This window comes from Mediterraneibacter agrestimuris (assembly GCF_943193195.1).
GTDB lineage: Bacteria > Bacillota > Clostridia > Lachnospirales > Lachnospiraceae > Schaedlerella > Schaedlerella agrestimuris.
Window position 1 is genome coordinate 21,991 of sequence record NZ_CALPDG010000010.1, and the last position, 15,097, is coordinate 37,087.

Genomic DNA, 15,097 nt, shown 5'->3' on the forward strand with positions numbered 1-15,097 from the left:
CTTTAAGCACCCAAAGTGGTGCATGGATAAAATGCTGTAAAGGTTTTGATTTAATCTATACGAGTCAGGGAAAAGATGAATTCGGTGCCCACACCTTCCGTACTTACAACGTTGATGAGTTCATCATGTGCTGAAATGGCTTCTTTGACGATGGCAAGACCCAGACCGGTTCCCTTTTTATCTTTGCCCCGGGAGAGGTCAGACTTGTAGAACCGCTCCCAGATTTTATTCAGATCTTTCTTGGGGATTCCCATTCCGCTGTCTTTGATAGAAACGAATACTTTTTCATTTCTGCGGGTCACTTCTATCGTGACAATAGAATCATTTTCACTGAATTTGACTGCATTGTCCAGCAGATTGTAAAGCACCTGCTGAATTTTGCGCTGATCTGCATAAACATAGGTTGCTTCTGAAAGGAAAAGAAGCTCAATGGAAATATGCTTTGGTGTACATACTCCTTCAAAGGATGCTGCAGTCTTTTTAAGTGTTTCCTGGATGTCAAAACGGGTTTTGTTCAGCATCAGTTCTTTGGTATCAAATTCATTGAGCGTCAGCAAATCTCTTGTCAGATCGGTTAGTCGTTCTGTTTCAAATAAAATGATGTTTAGATATTTTCCCTGTAATTCGGGAGGAATAGTTCCGTCTGCCATAGCTTCCACGTAGCCTTTGATCGAGGTCAGAGGAGAACGGAAGTCGTGGGAAACATTCGCTACAATATTTTTCTGGTAATCTTCCATGTCCTTCAATTGAGAGGACATATAGTTCAGTGATGCAGAGAGATAGCCAATTTCATCATGAGTGTAGACGGGAATCTCATAGTCCAGGTTGCCCAGAGCATACTGGGCAGCAGCATCAATGATTTTTTTGAGAGGTCGGTAGATAAAGAAATGAAAACCTACCAGAATCGAAAATGCCAGTATATATACGACTCCAAGCGTTATATAAACGGAAGTCATCAGTTGTGCTACATCCTGTTCAATGGTGGACAGCGGTTTATGGATCAAAAGATAGCCTTCTGTATGGAAGCCTTGAATCACAGGTGCCATGATGGTCATTACATCTTCGGAAAAATAATTGTGGTAAGTTCCTGCAATGTACTGGCTTCCCACAATTTCTGCTGGGTTAAAGTCTTCAATTACCGAGGGAGATAGTGTGCTTCCTGTGTTAGAAGCAGTGATCATCGTCCCGTCCGGTTCTACAAACCAGAGTGAGGCTTCCAGATAAATCTGCATAGCATCTAGCTGGGAATATACCGCCCACGCAGAGGTTTTCCCTTCAAAATAGGAGGGCAGATAATTAGCTGCGATCAAGTTGGCTTCCCGGTACAGACTTTGGGAGGCATTGTCCTTCAACTGGTTTAAAATGAGTTGCTTACCAAGTGTTGCAGCGGTAAACAAACTCAGAAAACCAAAGGCGATATACAGCCATATAAATTTCAGATATAATGTATTTTTCATGGAAATTATCCTTTATTTTATTTCAAATTTATAACCGATACCCCATACCGTGCTCAGGCCCCATGCTGCATGGTCCTTAATCTTCTCACGCAGACGCTTGATATGAACGTCTACGGTACGGGTGTCACCGATATATTCATAACCCCAGATTTGATCCAGAAGCTGCTCTCTTGTAAATACCTGATTTGGTGATGAAGCCAGAAAGTACAGCAATTCAAGTTCTTTTGGCGGCATATCTACAGTTTGTCCATCGCAGGTAACGGAGTAGTTGGTCAGATTGATTTCAAGACCCTCGTATGTCACACATTTAATATTGTCTGAGGCAGGGAGCTCAGGTTTGACCGCCTGATATCTACGCAGTACGGCGCGGATTCTGGCAACCATTTCTTTGGAATCAAAGGGTTTCATAATGTAGTCGTCAGCGCCCAGTTCTAATCCCAGCACTTTGTCAAAGACCTCGCCCTTTGCAGAGAGCATAATCACAGGGACTGCAGATTTGGCACGGATTTCCCGGCAGACCTGGTAACCATCGATACCCGGAAGCATTAAGTCCAGCAGCACCAGATTGGGATGATAGGTGTCGAAAGCAGCTAGTGCGTCCTCGCCGTTATAAACCATTTTTGTATCAAAGCACTCTTTTACTAAATAGAGCGAAATCAACTCTGCAATATTTTCATCATCGTCTACGATTAGGATTTTCTGTTTATTCATGATGTCTCCTTTTAAGTTAATAAGTAGATGTTTCATCTGTGCATGGCTGAATAGTTACGAAAAGTTTACGATTGTGACGCCTGCGTCTCCCTCGCCAAATTCTGCAATATGGAAAGATTTCACATGTTTCTGGCGGCGCAGGTACTCGTGGATCCCCTTTCTCAAAGCGCCTGTTCCCTTACCATGTACAATCCGCACACTGTTCAGGTGAGAAAGAAGAGCATCATCCAGATATTTGTCCAGCTCTGCGATCGCTTCGTCTACGGTTTTTCCGAGAAGATTGATTTCGGGGCTGACGGATAAAGACTTGCTCATCTTGATTTTCCCGCTGCTGGTTCTCCGCGTATTCTTTTGTGCGTAAGGATTCTGTTCTTCGATGATCTCGAGGTCGGAAATATTGACCTGAGAACGCAGGATTCCCATCTGAACCGTAACATTTCCGCGGGAATCAGGAAGAGAACTGATGGTTCCGGTTAGGTTCATACTAAGTACTCTGACAGATTCTCCCAGCTTGAAATCGGATGGCTTGTAATTCTTTTTTGGTTTCTGCGGTGCGAGGCCAGATTTTGCAGAAGTATCTTTGAGCTTCTGCCGCAGACGTTCTCTTTCACGCTCCATTTCTGCCGCAGAAATGTTTTCTTTTCCGAACTTACGGAAATTCTTCATAGTCTCATCAGCTACCTCTTTGGCATCTCTGAGAATGGCATTTGCCTTTTCATTTGCTTCACGTAAAATGCGTTCCCGCTGTTCTTCCAGTTTTGCCTGTTTCTGGTGTGTCTGGTTTTTAAGACGTTCCATTTCTCTTTTGTAGTTTTGAATCTCTTCCCGTTCTTTTTCGATGGTCTTGCGGCTGTGTTCCAGATCTCCCAGCAAATCTTCAAAGGAAACGTCATGTTCAGACAAACGTGCTTTTGCATCTTCGATAATGTAATCCGGCAGCCCCAGCTTACTGGAAATTGCAAAAGCATTGCTCTTTCCCGGAATACCGATCAACAGCCGATAAGTCGGTTTTAGACTCTCTACATCGAATTCACAGCAGGCATTTTCCACACCTTCGGTTGTCAGGGCATAGACCTTCAATTCACTGTAATGGGTTGTTGCCATTGTACAGATTCCTTGGTTGTGCAGGTGGGAGAGGATGGAGATTGCCAGCGCGGCTCCCTCAGTTGGATCTGTTCCCGCTCCTAGTTCATCAAAGAGCACAAGAGAATCTTTGTCTACGTCTTTTAAGAAAGAGACGATATTGGTCATATGAGAGGAAAATGTACTCAAACTCTGTTCAATACTCTGTTCGTCTCCGATATCTGCATAAATCTGCTTGAAGACAGCAATCTCTGAGCGGTCTGCCGCTGGAATATGGAGTCCTGCCTGTCCCATCAGGGTGAGCAGTCCAACGGTCTTCAAAGATACAGTCTTACCTCCCGTATTAGGACCAGTAACGATTAGAAGAGAGAAATCCTCTCCCAGACGGATCGTAATCGGGACTACTTTGCGGGAATCCAACAGAGGATGACGGCCATCCCGGATTTTGATACGTCCTTCTGCATTGAGCACCGGACGGCTGCCGTTCATGGAGAAGGCAAGCTGACCTCTTGCAAAAATAAAGTCCAAATCTGTAAGGATACGGTAGTTCATCCGGATTTCTTCGATATAGGCTGCAGTATCTTCACTCAAACGGGCAAGAATGATCTGGATTTCTTCCTGTTCCTTCGCATAAAGTTCTTTTAGATCATTGTTTAGTTTCACAACAGCCATAGGCTCGATAAACAAGGTAGAGCCTGTAGAAGACTGATCGTGAATCAGACCATGCACCTGTCCCCGGTATTCTGCTTTGACCGGAATACAATAGCGGTCTCCGCGCATGGTGATGATCGGGTCCTGCAGGTAAGTACGGAGAGACCCGTTTACCAGAGCATTCAAAGTAGAATGAACCTTGTCGTTGATACCACTGATACTGCGGCGAATATGTTTGAGTGTGGCACTGGCGTCATCGCTGATTTCTTCTTCGCTGATAATACAGCGTTCAATTTCGCTGCTTAACAAAGTCAATGGTTCTAACTGCTCAAAGCGGATATCCAGACAGTCGGCAAGTTCATCCTGAGTATCGTGCCTTCCGTATGTTTTGGCGCGGGCAGCAGTTTTGAGCACTTTACAGATACGCAATAGCTCACCGCTTAAAAGAGCCCCTCCCACTTCCAGACGCTTCATTGATTCTTCCACAGGAAATGCATCACTAAAAGAAATCCTGCCTTTTTTGACAATGTGGGTAAATGCCGCAGCGGTCTGTTCCTGTGCAGTATTGATCCGCTCTAAATCTGTCATAGGTTTTAACCTGCGGCAGAGCTGTTTTCCACGGAAAGAAGATGCCTGCTCTTCCAGCATGGAAATTATTTTGTTGTATTCTAATTTGGTTAATGTTTTCTGATTCATAAATGTTGTAACAATCCTTTTTGATGTTTATTATTATAATATGGGTTTCTGTGCACCTAATACTTACGAAATCCTAATCATTATTTTACTCTATTTGATTCATATTGAAAAGGATAATATTGAAGAATTCAGGGGAATCGGTTATACTAAAATCTGAAGGAGAAAATGCCTATGCAAAGCGAGCAGAATTCTAACCCGAAACCGGAAGAAGAGTATTCCTTTTTAACGGAAACAATCAAACCAAAATCAATAAGCAGGAAAAAATTGTTTGTACAATTGATCAGAATGGCAATTTACGGGGTGATCATCGGAATTTTTGCCTGCTGTGGTTTTTTTGCGCTCAAACCGTGGGCAGAACGGACATTTGGAGAGGAGTCCGAAGAAGTGACCATTCCGAAAGACACAGTTGAATTACCGAAAGGAGAGGCTGTAGAGACAGAGAAGGAACCATTGATACTGGATGAGCAAAGCTATCGGCAGATGATGGATAAGCTATATCTGACAGCACAGGAAGCTAAGAAGTGTCTTGTTACCGTGCGCGTGAAGTCAGATGAAGACTGGACGAAGGAACTGGAGAAGACCAATTCTTCTGCGGTCAGCAGTGCAGGAATCATTATGGCGGAAAATGGCGGGGAACTGCTGGTTGTAGCAGATAACAGTGTATGTGAGAAAGCTTCCGAATGGGAGATTTTATTTACTGATGGAAAAAGTCTTACAGGAACTTTAAAGGTACAAGATAAAAACAGAGGACTGGCGGTTTTCAGTATTGATGAAGAAGAGATTCCGGAAACTACGGCAAATCGCATTCAGCCGGCGGAACTGGGAAATTCTAATCTTGTGATTCAGGGAGATGTTGTTATCGGACTGGGCAATCTTTTTGGATATGAAGAAGGTCTTGGTTACGGAGTGGTAAGTTCTGTAGCCTATGAAGAAGTGTTTTCAGACGGACAGTGTGGAATTATTGCTACAGATATTGCGGTGGCACAGTCAGGGACAGGAATTCTAATTAACCAGAAAGGACAGATAATCGGTCTGATCCGGCAGGGACTTCTCAGGCATGGTGAGACAGAGGGACCGGAGGTGACTGCAAATGCATTGGCGATTTCCGATCTGAAAGCAGTAATGGAGTTGATGTTAAACGGTAAAAGCGTGCCTTATGCAGGCATACACGGAGTCACAGTAACGGCGGAGGTCGCAGAAGAACAAAGAATACCAGAAGGACTGTATGTGACGCAGATAGAGGGAGATTCTCCGGCGATGGCAGCCGGAATCCAGAATGGGGATGTCATTCAGTCTGTAAATGGAGAAGATGTTACAGGGATCACGTCCTTTGAAAGAGCGGTCCTTAAATGCACTTCGGGCGAAAGTGTGAAGGTTCAGGGAATGAGGAGAGGTTCTGATGAGTATGTAGAGGCTGCATTTTCATTAAATGTGGGTTCAAAAGAATAGTTTAAGGTTATAAAAATTAAGAGACTGGAAAGAGGATACGACAGATTATGAAATATATTAAAGACTTACATGAAGGCGAGACAATTAGAAGTATTTACCTGTGTAAAGGCAAGCGTTCGGCAGAAACACGCAATGGTAAGCCGTATGACAATTTGCTTCTGCAAGATAAGACGGGTGTACTGGACGGCAAAATCTGGGATCCGAATTCTCAAGGGATTGCAGATTATGATGAGAAAGATTTTATAGAAGTTGTTGGAGAACTCATTACATACAACAATAACTTACAGCTTAATATTAAGCAGCTCCGCAAGGTTTCTGAGGGGGATTACAACCCGGCGGATTATATGCCTACTTCCGAAAAGAGTGTGGATAATATGTACAACGAACTGCTGGATTATATTCGGGGGATTTCCAATGATTATCTGCGCCGTGCCATAGAATATTATTTTGTAAATGACGCAGAGTTTGTTAAGACATTTAAAGGGCATTCCGCAGCAAAAACGGTACACCATGGATTTGCGGGAGGTTTGCTGGAGCATACATTGAGTGTAATTCGTCTGTGCGAATATTTTGCGGGCGCTTACGAAATTATCAATAAGGATTTATTGATTGCCGCTGCAGTCTGCCATGACATTGGAAAGACAAGGGAACTGTCTGATTTTCCAGACAATGATTATACTGATGAAGGTCAGTTGATCGGACATATTGTGATCGGCGTGGAAATGATCAGCGAGGCAGTACGTTCAATTCCAGATTTTCCGGTTGTACTGGCAAATGAGTGGAAGCACTGTGTTATCGCTCATCATGGGGAACTAGAATTTGGTTCCCCGAAAAAACCGGCATTAGTTGAGGCAGCGGCGCTCAATCTGGCAGATAATGCAGACGCAAAAATGCAGACATTGAAAGAGATTTTCAAGGATAAAAAAGGAACGGACTGGCTGGGATTCAATCGGCTGTTCGAGTCAAATCTGCGCAGAACGAGTGAAATCTAGTGCAGTGGAGGAAGAACCCAGCCCATTCATTGAAAGTGGACGTAACAGTTCAGCATAGGAGTTTGTACTTGTTGCAAACTCCGTAAAAATGTGTGATGGGAAAACAGAATCCGCCCTTTCACCGCAGGTGAACTAAAAAACGTCCACCGGACGTTTTTGTCGTATGCTTGGCAACTTAAAATAGGGCGGATTCAGTAACAGTGCAGCCGAAAAGCTGAACTGTTACAAGTGAACCTATCATGGGCTGGATTCTTGTTGTAATTATAAAATGAGGATATAGTAAATGCAGAAAAATGAAACGGTAATTGTAAAAATTGAAGATATTGGAGTAAATGGAGAGGGTATAGGCAAAGTTGATGGCTATACCCTATTTATTAAGGATGCGGTTATTGGTGATCTGGCAGAGGTCAAGGTAGTGAAAGCAAAGAAGAATTACGGCTATGCCCGTCTGATGAAGGTGATCGTGCCCTCAGAATACAGAACATCTCCGAAGTGTGCATTTGCACGGAAATGCGGCGGCTGCCAGATTCAGGAAATGTCTTATGAGAAGCAGCTTGAGTTTAAGCAGAATAAGGTAAAGGGAAATCTGGAGCGGATCGGAGGATTTTCAGCTGATTATCTGGAGCAGACTATGGAACCGATCATAGGGATGGAAGAACCGTTTTATTATCGGAATAAAGCACAGTTCCCCTTTGGAACTGACAAAAAAGGAAATCCGGTGACAGGTTTTTATGCGGGAAGAACCCACGATATTATTGCGAATACAGACTGCGTGCTGGGAGTTCCGGTGAATAAGGAGATATTGGAACTGGTGCTTGAATTTATGAAGAAATATCATATTTCATCTTATGATGAGGCAACAGGGAAGGGGCAGATTCGTCATGTACTGATTCGGTTTGGCTTTGCGACAAAAGAAATTATGGTGTGTTTTGTAGTGAATCAGGATAATGTATGTATTGGAAAGCAGAACAAGAAAGAGAATGCAAACCAGACCGGGAGACAGAAGAACGAACGGGCAGGATGCAGAGAGTGGATTCCCCATCAGGAAGAACTGATAGACAGACTCCGTGCAATTGATGGAATGGCAAGTATTTCAATAAGTCCGAATACAAAGAGAAATAATGTCATCATGGGAGATTCCTATGAGGTACTTTGGGGGAAGGGATATATTACCGACTATATCGGAGAGGTAAAATATCAAATATCGCCGCTGTCATTCTACCAGGTCAATCCGGCGCAGACAGAGAAGTTATATGGACTGGCGCTGAAATATGCGGGATTGCAGAAGCAGACAGACAGGAAGAATGAAAAGGACAACGATAAGAAGGCTGATGAGCAGACAGGCAGAAAAACGGTAGTGTGGGACTTGTATTGCGGGATTGGAACCATCTCTCTTTTTCTGGCACAGCAGGCAGACTGGGTCTATGGTGTGGAGATTGTGCCTCAGGCAATTGACGATGCAAAGCAGAATGCGAAGATTAACGGAATTGAGAATGTAGAATTTTACGTTGGAAAGGCAGAAGAGGTTCTGCCGGCTTATTATGATAACTATATGAAGGAACATCCGGGGGAGACTGCCCATGCGGATGTGATTGTCGTTGATCCGCCGCGGAAAGGCTGTGAAGAATCATTGCTGCGGACAATAGTGGATATGGAGCCTGACCGAGTTGTGTATGTGAGCTGCGATTCGGCAACACTTGCACGGGATTTGAAGTATTTGTGCGGAAGTGGGGAATATAAGCTGGTGAAGTGGCGGGCTGTAGATCAGTTCCCGATGAGTGTGCACGTGGAGACAGTCTGTCTGCTGACGAAAAAAGCCCAGTAAATCAAAGGGTTCTGCCGCATAGAAGAAAAAACGGTGCTGTATTTCTTGTGAAATATGTTTGGTAAGACGGCTTGTTTTCCGGGGTGGGGTTCAAAAATAATTTGCTGAAATGGAGTTTCGCTAAATTGTATGGGTTTCGCTAAAATGTTTGAGTTTCGCTAAAATGTTTAGTGTTTTGCTAAAGCATACGGATAAAAAATGTACAGTCAGGGTATCAGTAGGAGCGTCTGTTATCCTGGCTGTTTTGGTTTGACATCATCACTGCTAATGGAGATTTAAAAATCCACGTTTGACGTGGAAAATGATTTGACATTCCACATTGAACGTGGTAATTTGTAAGTGCAGGCGGAAGAGTTTGCAAAGGAGGTTGGATGATGAAATTTGGGCTGTTTTCTGAATTGTATGATGAGGCAAAAAGTTGTGAGAACGTGGATGTATTCATAGAACGCCGTGAGGATGATGTGGAACTGAAGAAAACACCAGATGATAACATTGTGCTGTTGCTGCGGTTTATATATGATGCCGCTCATATGGGCATTAGGGATATTCGAGAATATTTGGGAATGCTGCGTCCGCAGTTCTGCGAGCAGTATGAGATAAAAATGAGAACACTGGAAGATTGGGAGTACGGGAAAAATCCGGTACCGCAGCGTTTGCTTAAGCTGTTGTCATATACTCTTGTAGAGGATTTCCTGAGCTAATGCAAAATTTTAAGGTCGGTGTGAGGTGCTTCAATAATGAGTGAAAAACTTAACTTTAGATATGCAGAAAGAAAAGATACTTCATTAATCCTAAGTTTTATTAAAGAGCTGGCAGCTTATGAAAAAATGCTGGATGAGGTTGTTGCTGATGAGAAAACACTGGAAGAGTGGATTTTTGACAGAGAAAAAGCGGAGGTTATTTTTGCGGTTGCAGATGGCAAAGAAATCGGGTTTGCTCTTTTCTTCCATAACTTTTCCACATTTCTTGGCAGAGCCGGGATCTATTTAGAAGACTTATTTGTACGGACAGAGTATAGGGGAAAAGGATATGGTAAAGCCATATTAAAGAAGCTGGCAGCAATTGCAGTTGAGCGCGACTGCGGACGATTGGAATGGTGGTGCCTGGATTGGAATAAGCCGAGTATTGACTTTTATTTGTCCCTTGGCGCAGAACCAATGTCTGATTGGACCGTGTACCGTATTACTGGTGCCACGCTTTCAGAACTTGCTAAGTGATACAGCCTCTTTTTGAATACAGAGTTGTATGGAGTTTTAGATAACAGACCGGGAGGTGGAATAGAGAATGAACAACGATTTAGAGCGGTTTCTGATCGCACAGCAGACTTATTACCGGATTGCCCTGCAGGAGATAAAGTCCGGGCGGAAGAGGAGCCATTGGATGTGGTTTATCTTTCCACAGATTGCGGGACTTGGTTACAGTGAAACTGCCCGATATTATGCAATCAAGGATATGGCTGAAGCGAAAGCATATATGGAAGATTACACACTTAGTAGTAATCTCATTGAAATCTCGCAGGCATTACTGGATGTGGATTCCGATGACGCGACCGCTGTGATGGGATGGCCAGATGATCTGAAATTGAAATCTTCCATGACCTTATTTGCTTTGGTGAAACCGGAGTGTGAAGTATTTCAGAAGGTGCTGGAAAAGTTTTTTCATGGGGAAAAGGACCAGAAAACAATAGAAATTTTACAGGACAAAAAGCTTGGAGCTATGTGGTAAATTGAAAACCGCATGGTTCCAGGCTTTTTTAGTAAATAAACCTATTATGTATTGATGATTATTGGCATACCGTCTCACTGGCTTGCGTACCATAAATGAAAACCCTAATCCCCCAGCTATGCTGGGGAGAATAGAGTAAGCGGAAGCGGAGAGGACGTCATAAAAAAGCCTCCTATGATACAATGAGTAAGGTGTTGCAAGCCAAACTCAAAGAATAGGAGGCGTCCACATGGACAAGAAAAGTTTATCACATACTGCATGGAAATGCCAGTACCATATAGTTTTCATTCCCAAATACAGAAAGAAGCAATTGTATGGTCAGGTACGCGCCGATGTGCGAGAAATCATCCGAACACTGTGCGGGTATAAAGGAGTGGAAATAATCGACGGAGCGGTATGCCCAGATCATGTACACCTTTGTGTAAGTATACCACCAAAGATGAGTATCTCGACTTTCATGGGGTATTTAAAGGGGAAAAGTACATTAATGATATATGACAGGCATCCGAATTTGCAGAGTAAGTGGAACAAAGCATTCTGGGCAAGAGGGTATTATGTCGCAACAATAGGCAATGTGACAGAAGAAGCAATCAAGAAGTATGTAAGAGAACAGTCGGAAGAATCAAGGAAAGAAGATAGTGAAGGAGCCGCTTTGTAGCGGTAGCCAGTAACAGAGCTTGCAGCACCCGCCTTTGAGGCGAGCAAGCAACAAAGGTCCCTTGGGGGGGCCAGAGCAAACCACCACTTGAAGTGGTGGTTGGTGACTTTGATACAATGCACCCTTTGAGCGTTGAGGGTGCATTTTTAACGATTACCCATACTCAAAAAACGATAGGGTGCATTTGTTTCGGATTTATGATATTCTATGGTAAAACACAGCGATAAAATATGATTTTCAGGAAAGGTGAGGTATTGATTATGAGTAAGGTATTAGTAGCGTATTTCAGTGCCAGCGGCGTAACAGCGAAACTGGCGAAGCGGCTTGCAGAGGCTATCGGAGCAGATTTACATGAGATTCAGCCGGAGGTTCCATATACGGATGCTGATCTGGACTGGATGAATAAAAAGAGCCGCAGCAGTGTGGAGATGAATGATAAGTCATTCCGGCCTGCTGTTGCAAATAAAGTGGAGAATATGGAGCAGTATTCCGTGATTTTCACAGCCTTCCCTATCTGGTGGTACGTTGCCCCGACCATTGTGAACACGTTTTTGGAGCAATACGATCTGACTGGTAAGACGATTATCCCGCTGGCAACTTCGGGCAGCAGCGGTATGGGGAACACAAACAAGGAGCTGGCGGTTTCCTGTCCGGGAGCAGAATTAAAGGAAGGAAAGAGATTCTCTGCGGATGCAAGTGCGGAAGAACTGAAAGTATGGGCAGAAGGATTCGGGATTTAAGATACATAGGTAAGACAAACAAAGTTATCAATATAGTCCTATAAAGTTATCTTTCATGACAACGAATAATAAGAAATCTATGGTAACATCCTACCCGTAGTGGTAAATTGTTCTACAGGAAAGGGTGCGAAACATGGAAAATGAAGTATACGAAAAGGACTATGGAGAGGAATTCCGGGAGAGAAGCGATAAGGCAAAGGGAAAGGATTTTCTGGACACCTTGATGGATGTTGGATTCTTTCAGGTGTATAAAGAAGAAATGGACAAAATCCCAAAGCGTGTGGTTCCCAAAGAAAAAGAAGATTATGAATACCTGCTTGGGGAGTGTGACGCTTATGTCAGGCAATTTGGCGGGAAAATCCGGGGCGAGGTGGATTACCAGAAATGGCAGGCGACCATTGATTTGTATCAGTCACATTTTGAGTTCTGTGACAGGGAGGCACTGACGCTGCTAAAAGAAATCGCAGAACGGGCGGAGAATGTAACGTTTTCAATTAAGGACGGGCTGTTGCGGATGACCATATTCATTGGATATTTTGATGAGGTGTATTAAGGATGAGGGCATCTGTCAGTATTGATAATGACTGGCGGGTGCTTTTTTTTCATGAAGATATGGTATGCTGTAAGAAATCAATTAGCCGGAGGTACGGAGCTATGGACAATCAGCGGAATTTACTGGATTATGAGACGATCAAGGGAGCTGTCCACAGTGAAGGAGAAGCAGCCGGATGGAAGTGTGAGAATTTATGTGGATGAGGATTTGAAACAGAAGATAGCATTGAAGCTGCTGGAGGAGATACCAAATTTTCCGTTGGAGGAAACGGAGAGGATAGCGAAAGAGGAAACGGAGGGTCTTTGAAACACACCCATCCTGGGTTCTTTCCCAATCCGCAATCTACGAAGCGGTCTGGAAGAAGCCGGAAGATAAGTGTCAGGCTGCAGTAGTAAATGTGATGAGTAGCATTAGAAGGAAGATCGGGGGTGGCATATAGAGACTGTGGTTGGCAGCGGATATCGGTTTGTGGGGTGGGAATAGAGACAGAGATAGCTTTATGGAGTTATCTCTGCGTTTTTTAGAAATATAACTTGGATATACTCTCTATCAGAGTTAACATAGAAAAAGAGGAAATTTTCCTGTTGTAACATTTCACGGACATTTGCCTGTTATACTATCTGCAAAAAGCAAAGGAAGTGAGAATATGAAGCAGATTTTAATTGTCGAGGACGACAGTTTTTTGAATAAGATGTTGGCCTATAACCTGACCGCAGATGGCTACGGTGTGACTTCTGCCCTAAATTCCAGAACCGCAGCCGAAACCATCCGCCAGCGGGAATTCGATTTAGTGCTGCTGGATATCAACCTGCCGGACGGGAACGGTTTTGAGCTATGCAAGCTGATAAAGCCCCAGCACCCAGACACCATAGTAATTTTCCTGACCGCCAACGATCAGGAGAGCGACCAGATACGGGGCTATGAGGTGGGCGCGGTAGACTACATTACAAAGCCCTTTGTGATCGGAGCCTTGCAGCGGAAAATCAAAGCCATGTTCGCCATGCTGGAACACCACAAACCGGCCAAGGATATTTACGATGACGGGCGGCTGTTTCTGGACTTCTCGGAGCAGACGGCTTCCTTAAACGGCAAGCCCCTGACCCTATCCCCGATGGAGTACAAAATGCTGAACCTGTTCCGCAAAAATCCCCGGCAAGTGCTGACCCGTGGGCAGCTTTTGGAAAAGCTGTGGGATGTAGACGAGAAATTTGTGGATGAACACACCCTGACAACCTCCATCAGCCGGATTCGCAGCAAGATTGAATCCGATGGCGGCGCACCCTATATCAAGACCGTTTACGGCATGGGCTATCAATGGACGGGAGGCGAGGCAAAATGAAGTTTAAGAACCTCTCGGTAAAGCGGCTGTTTGGTCGGGTGGCACTGGGGCTTGTCCTCTCCATGTCCGGGATCACCATAGTCCTGTTTCTTGCGACAAAACAGATGGCGGTACTGCTGACGGGCGGGGCGCTGCTGCTGTGCGCCCTTGTGGGGATTTTTGTACTGACGCAGGCGTTTGGAAAGCGGCTGTCGCAGTTTACCGCTGACCTGTGCCAGACTTTAGACCACATGATTGCCGGGAATGAAGCACCAAAACGCCCGGAGGACAGCGAAACCCAGCTCGCCAGAATCGGCCACCGGCTGGCAAGACTCTATCAGATCATGCAGGAGAACCGCCGCCGGGTAGACGAGGAACGGCAGGAGTTGCAGACCCTTGTATCGGATATTTCCCATCAGGTAAAAACGCCGGTGAGCAATCTGAAAATGGCAACGGACACCCTGCTGGAAAAGCCTATGATCGAGGCGGAGCGCACCGACTTTATCCGGGGAATCCGCACCCAGACGGATAAGTTGGACTTTCTCTTTCAGGCTCTTGTGAAAACCTCCCGGCTGGAAACGGGCGTGATCCAGTTGGATAAGAAACCAGGTCGCCTCTTTGATACCGTGGCGCAGGCCATGAGTGGGATCGTGTATGCGGCAGAGAAAAAAGAAATCGTCGTGTCCGTGAACTGCCCGGAAGATCTGATCCTCTCCCATGACAGCAAGTGGACATCCGAAGCACTCTTTAACCTGCTGGATAATGCGGTGAAGTATACCCCAGCAGGCGGGAACATTTCGGTGTCCGTGATACCGTGGGAAATGTATGTGGAAATCAAAGTGGGCGACACCGGCAAAGGCATTTCCGAAAGCAATCAGGCTGCTATCTTCCGACGCTTCTACCGGGAGGAAGAAGTACACGACCAGCAGGGCGTGGGCATTGGCCTGTATTTGGCCCGCGAGATCGTAACACGGCAGGGCGGCTATATCAAAGTGGTTTCGGAGCCGGGACAGGGTTCAGAATTTTCCATCATGCTTCCTGTAAAATAGAACGCGGCGGACGGCCATTCCCGGTTGCCCGCCGTAAATTTTTTCGCAGTAGTGTGCCGATAAAGCTTCCAGTGGCAGGTTTTCGGCTGAAATGTCCGAGCGATGTAACATTTCACCCCGATTTTCAATGAAATTTTTTGGCCGCTGTAACATTTCGCGGACATTTGGGTTTTACAATACCCTTATCAAC

At 44.8% G+C, this 15,097-nt stretch carries 15 protein-coding genes; 12 read left to right on the plus strand and 3 right to left on the minus strand.

Going from position 1 to position 15,097, the window contains the following annotated elements; translation table 11 throughout:
* Nucleotides 1-50: 50 nt before the first annotated feature.
* From NFS18_RS07060 to NFS18_RS07070, 3 genes are read right to left on the minus strand one after another with little or no spacing between them, the layout of a single operon-like run.
* Nucleotides 51-1,457: a sensor histidine kinase gene (locus NFS18_RS07060; protein ID WP_251389386.1), complete on the minus strand. Its 1,407-nt coding sequence runs from the start codon at nt 1,455-1,457 to the stop codon at nt 51-53.
* 12 nt (nt 1,458-1,469) lie between these two features.
* Nucleotides 1,470-2,171 carry a response regulator gene (locus NFS18_RS07065; RefSeq protein WP_251389464.1) on the minus strand — a complete coding sequence of 234 codons (702 nt, stop codon included), beginning with the start codon at nt 2,169-2,171 and terminating at the stop codon, nt 1,470-1,472.
* A gap of 51 nt (nt 2,172-2,222) precedes the next feature.
* Nucleotides 2,223-4,598 (minus strand): endonuclease MutS2, encoded by a 2,376-nt coding sequence (locus tag NFS18_RS07070; protein WP_251389388.1) that lies wholly within the window; start codon nt 4,596-4,598, stop codon nt 2,223-2,225.
* A 171-nt stretch (nt 4,599-4,769) separates the two neighbouring features.
* Here NFS18_RS07070 and NFS18_RS07075 point away from each other — a divergent pair, with 171 nt between their 5' ends.
* The 12 genes from NFS18_RS07075 to NFS18_RS07130 all read left to right on the plus strand — a co-directional run bounded on the left by NFS18_RS07075 (nt 4,770) and on the right by NFS18_RS07130 (nt 14,907).
* Nucleotides 4,770-6,047, plus strand: coding sequence for a S1C family serine protease (locus tag NFS18_RS07075; RefSeq protein WP_251389390.1), 1,278 nt, complete (start codon nt 4,770-4,772; stop codon nt 6,045-6,047).
* Between the two features lie 47 nt (nt 6,048-6,094).
* Nucleotides 6,095-7,039 carry a 3'-5' exoribonuclease YhaM family protein gene (locus tag NFS18_RS07080; RefSeq protein ID WP_251389392.1) on the plus strand — a complete coding sequence of 315 codons (945 nt, stop codon included), beginning with the start codon at nt 6,095-6,097 and terminating at the stop codon, nt 7,037-7,039.
* Nucleotides 7,040-7,322: 283 nt separating this feature from the next.
* Complete coding sequence (gene rlmD / locus NFS18_RS07085; protein WP_251389393.1) at nt 7,323-8,864, plus strand: 23S rRNA (uracil(1939)-C(5))-methyltransferase RlmD; 1,542 nt, start codon at nt 7,323-7,325, stop codon at nt 8,862-8,864.
* Nucleotides 8,865-9,235: 371 nt separating this feature from the next.
* Nucleotides 9,236-9,565: a helix-turn-helix domain-containing protein gene (locus NFS18_RS07090; RefSeq protein ID WP_131918289.1), complete on the plus strand. Its 330-nt coding sequence runs from the start codon at nt 9,236-9,238 to the stop codon at nt 9,563-9,565.
* Between the two features lie 36 nt (nt 9,566-9,601).
* Nucleotides 9,602-10,081 (plus strand): GNAT family N-acetyltransferase, encoded by a 480-nt coding sequence (locus NFS18_RS07095; protein ID WP_115624773.1) that lies wholly within the window; start codon nt 9,602-9,604, stop codon nt 10,079-10,081.
* Between the two features lie 67 nt (nt 10,082-10,148).
* A complete protein-coding gene (locus NFS18_RS07100) occupies nt 10,149-10,589 on the plus strand; it encodes a DUF1810 domain-containing protein (protein ID WP_115624774.1) in 441 nt (146 codons plus the stop codon).
* Between the two features lie 229 nt (nt 10,590-10,818).
* Nucleotides 10,819-11,247: an IS200/IS605 family transposase gene (gene tnpA, locus NFS18_RS07105; protein ID WP_251389395.1), complete on the plus strand. Its 429-nt coding sequence runs from the start codon at nt 10,819-10,821 to the stop codon at nt 11,245-11,247.
* A 260-nt stretch (nt 11,248-11,507) separates the two neighbouring features.
* Nucleotides 11,508-11,987 (plus strand): flavodoxin, encoded by a 480-nt coding sequence (locus NFS18_RS07110; RefSeq protein ID WP_115624775.1) that lies wholly within the window; start codon nt 11,508-11,510, stop codon nt 11,985-11,987.
* Nucleotides 11,988-12,120: 133 nt separating this feature from the next.
* A complete protein-coding gene (locus tag NFS18_RS07115) occupies nt 12,121-12,540 on the plus strand; it encodes a hypothetical protein (RefSeq protein WP_115624776.1) in 420 nt (139 codons plus the stop codon).
* A 51-nt stretch (nt 12,541-12,591) separates the two neighbouring features.
* Nucleotides 12,592-12,846 (plus strand): helix-turn-helix domain-containing protein, encoded by a 255-nt coding sequence (locus tag NFS18_RS07120; protein ID WP_251389397.1) that lies wholly within the window; start codon nt 12,592-12,594, stop codon nt 12,844-12,846.
* A 340-nt stretch (nt 12,847-13,186) separates the two neighbouring features.
* Nucleotides 13,187-13,879 (plus strand): response regulator transcription factor, encoded by a 693-nt coding sequence (locus NFS18_RS07125; RefSeq protein WP_115624777.1) that lies wholly within the window; start codon nt 13,187-13,189, stop codon nt 13,877-13,879.
* Nucleotides 13,876-14,907 carry a sensor histidine kinase gene (locus tag NFS18_RS07130; RefSeq protein ID WP_115624778.1) on the plus strand — a complete coding sequence of 344 codons (1,032 nt, stop codon included), beginning with the start codon at nt 13,876-13,878 and terminating at the stop codon, nt 14,905-14,907. Before NFS18_RS07125 ends, NFS18_RS07130 begins: the two co-directional genes overlap by 4 nt.
* Nucleotides 14,908-15,097: the final 190 nt, after the last annotated feature.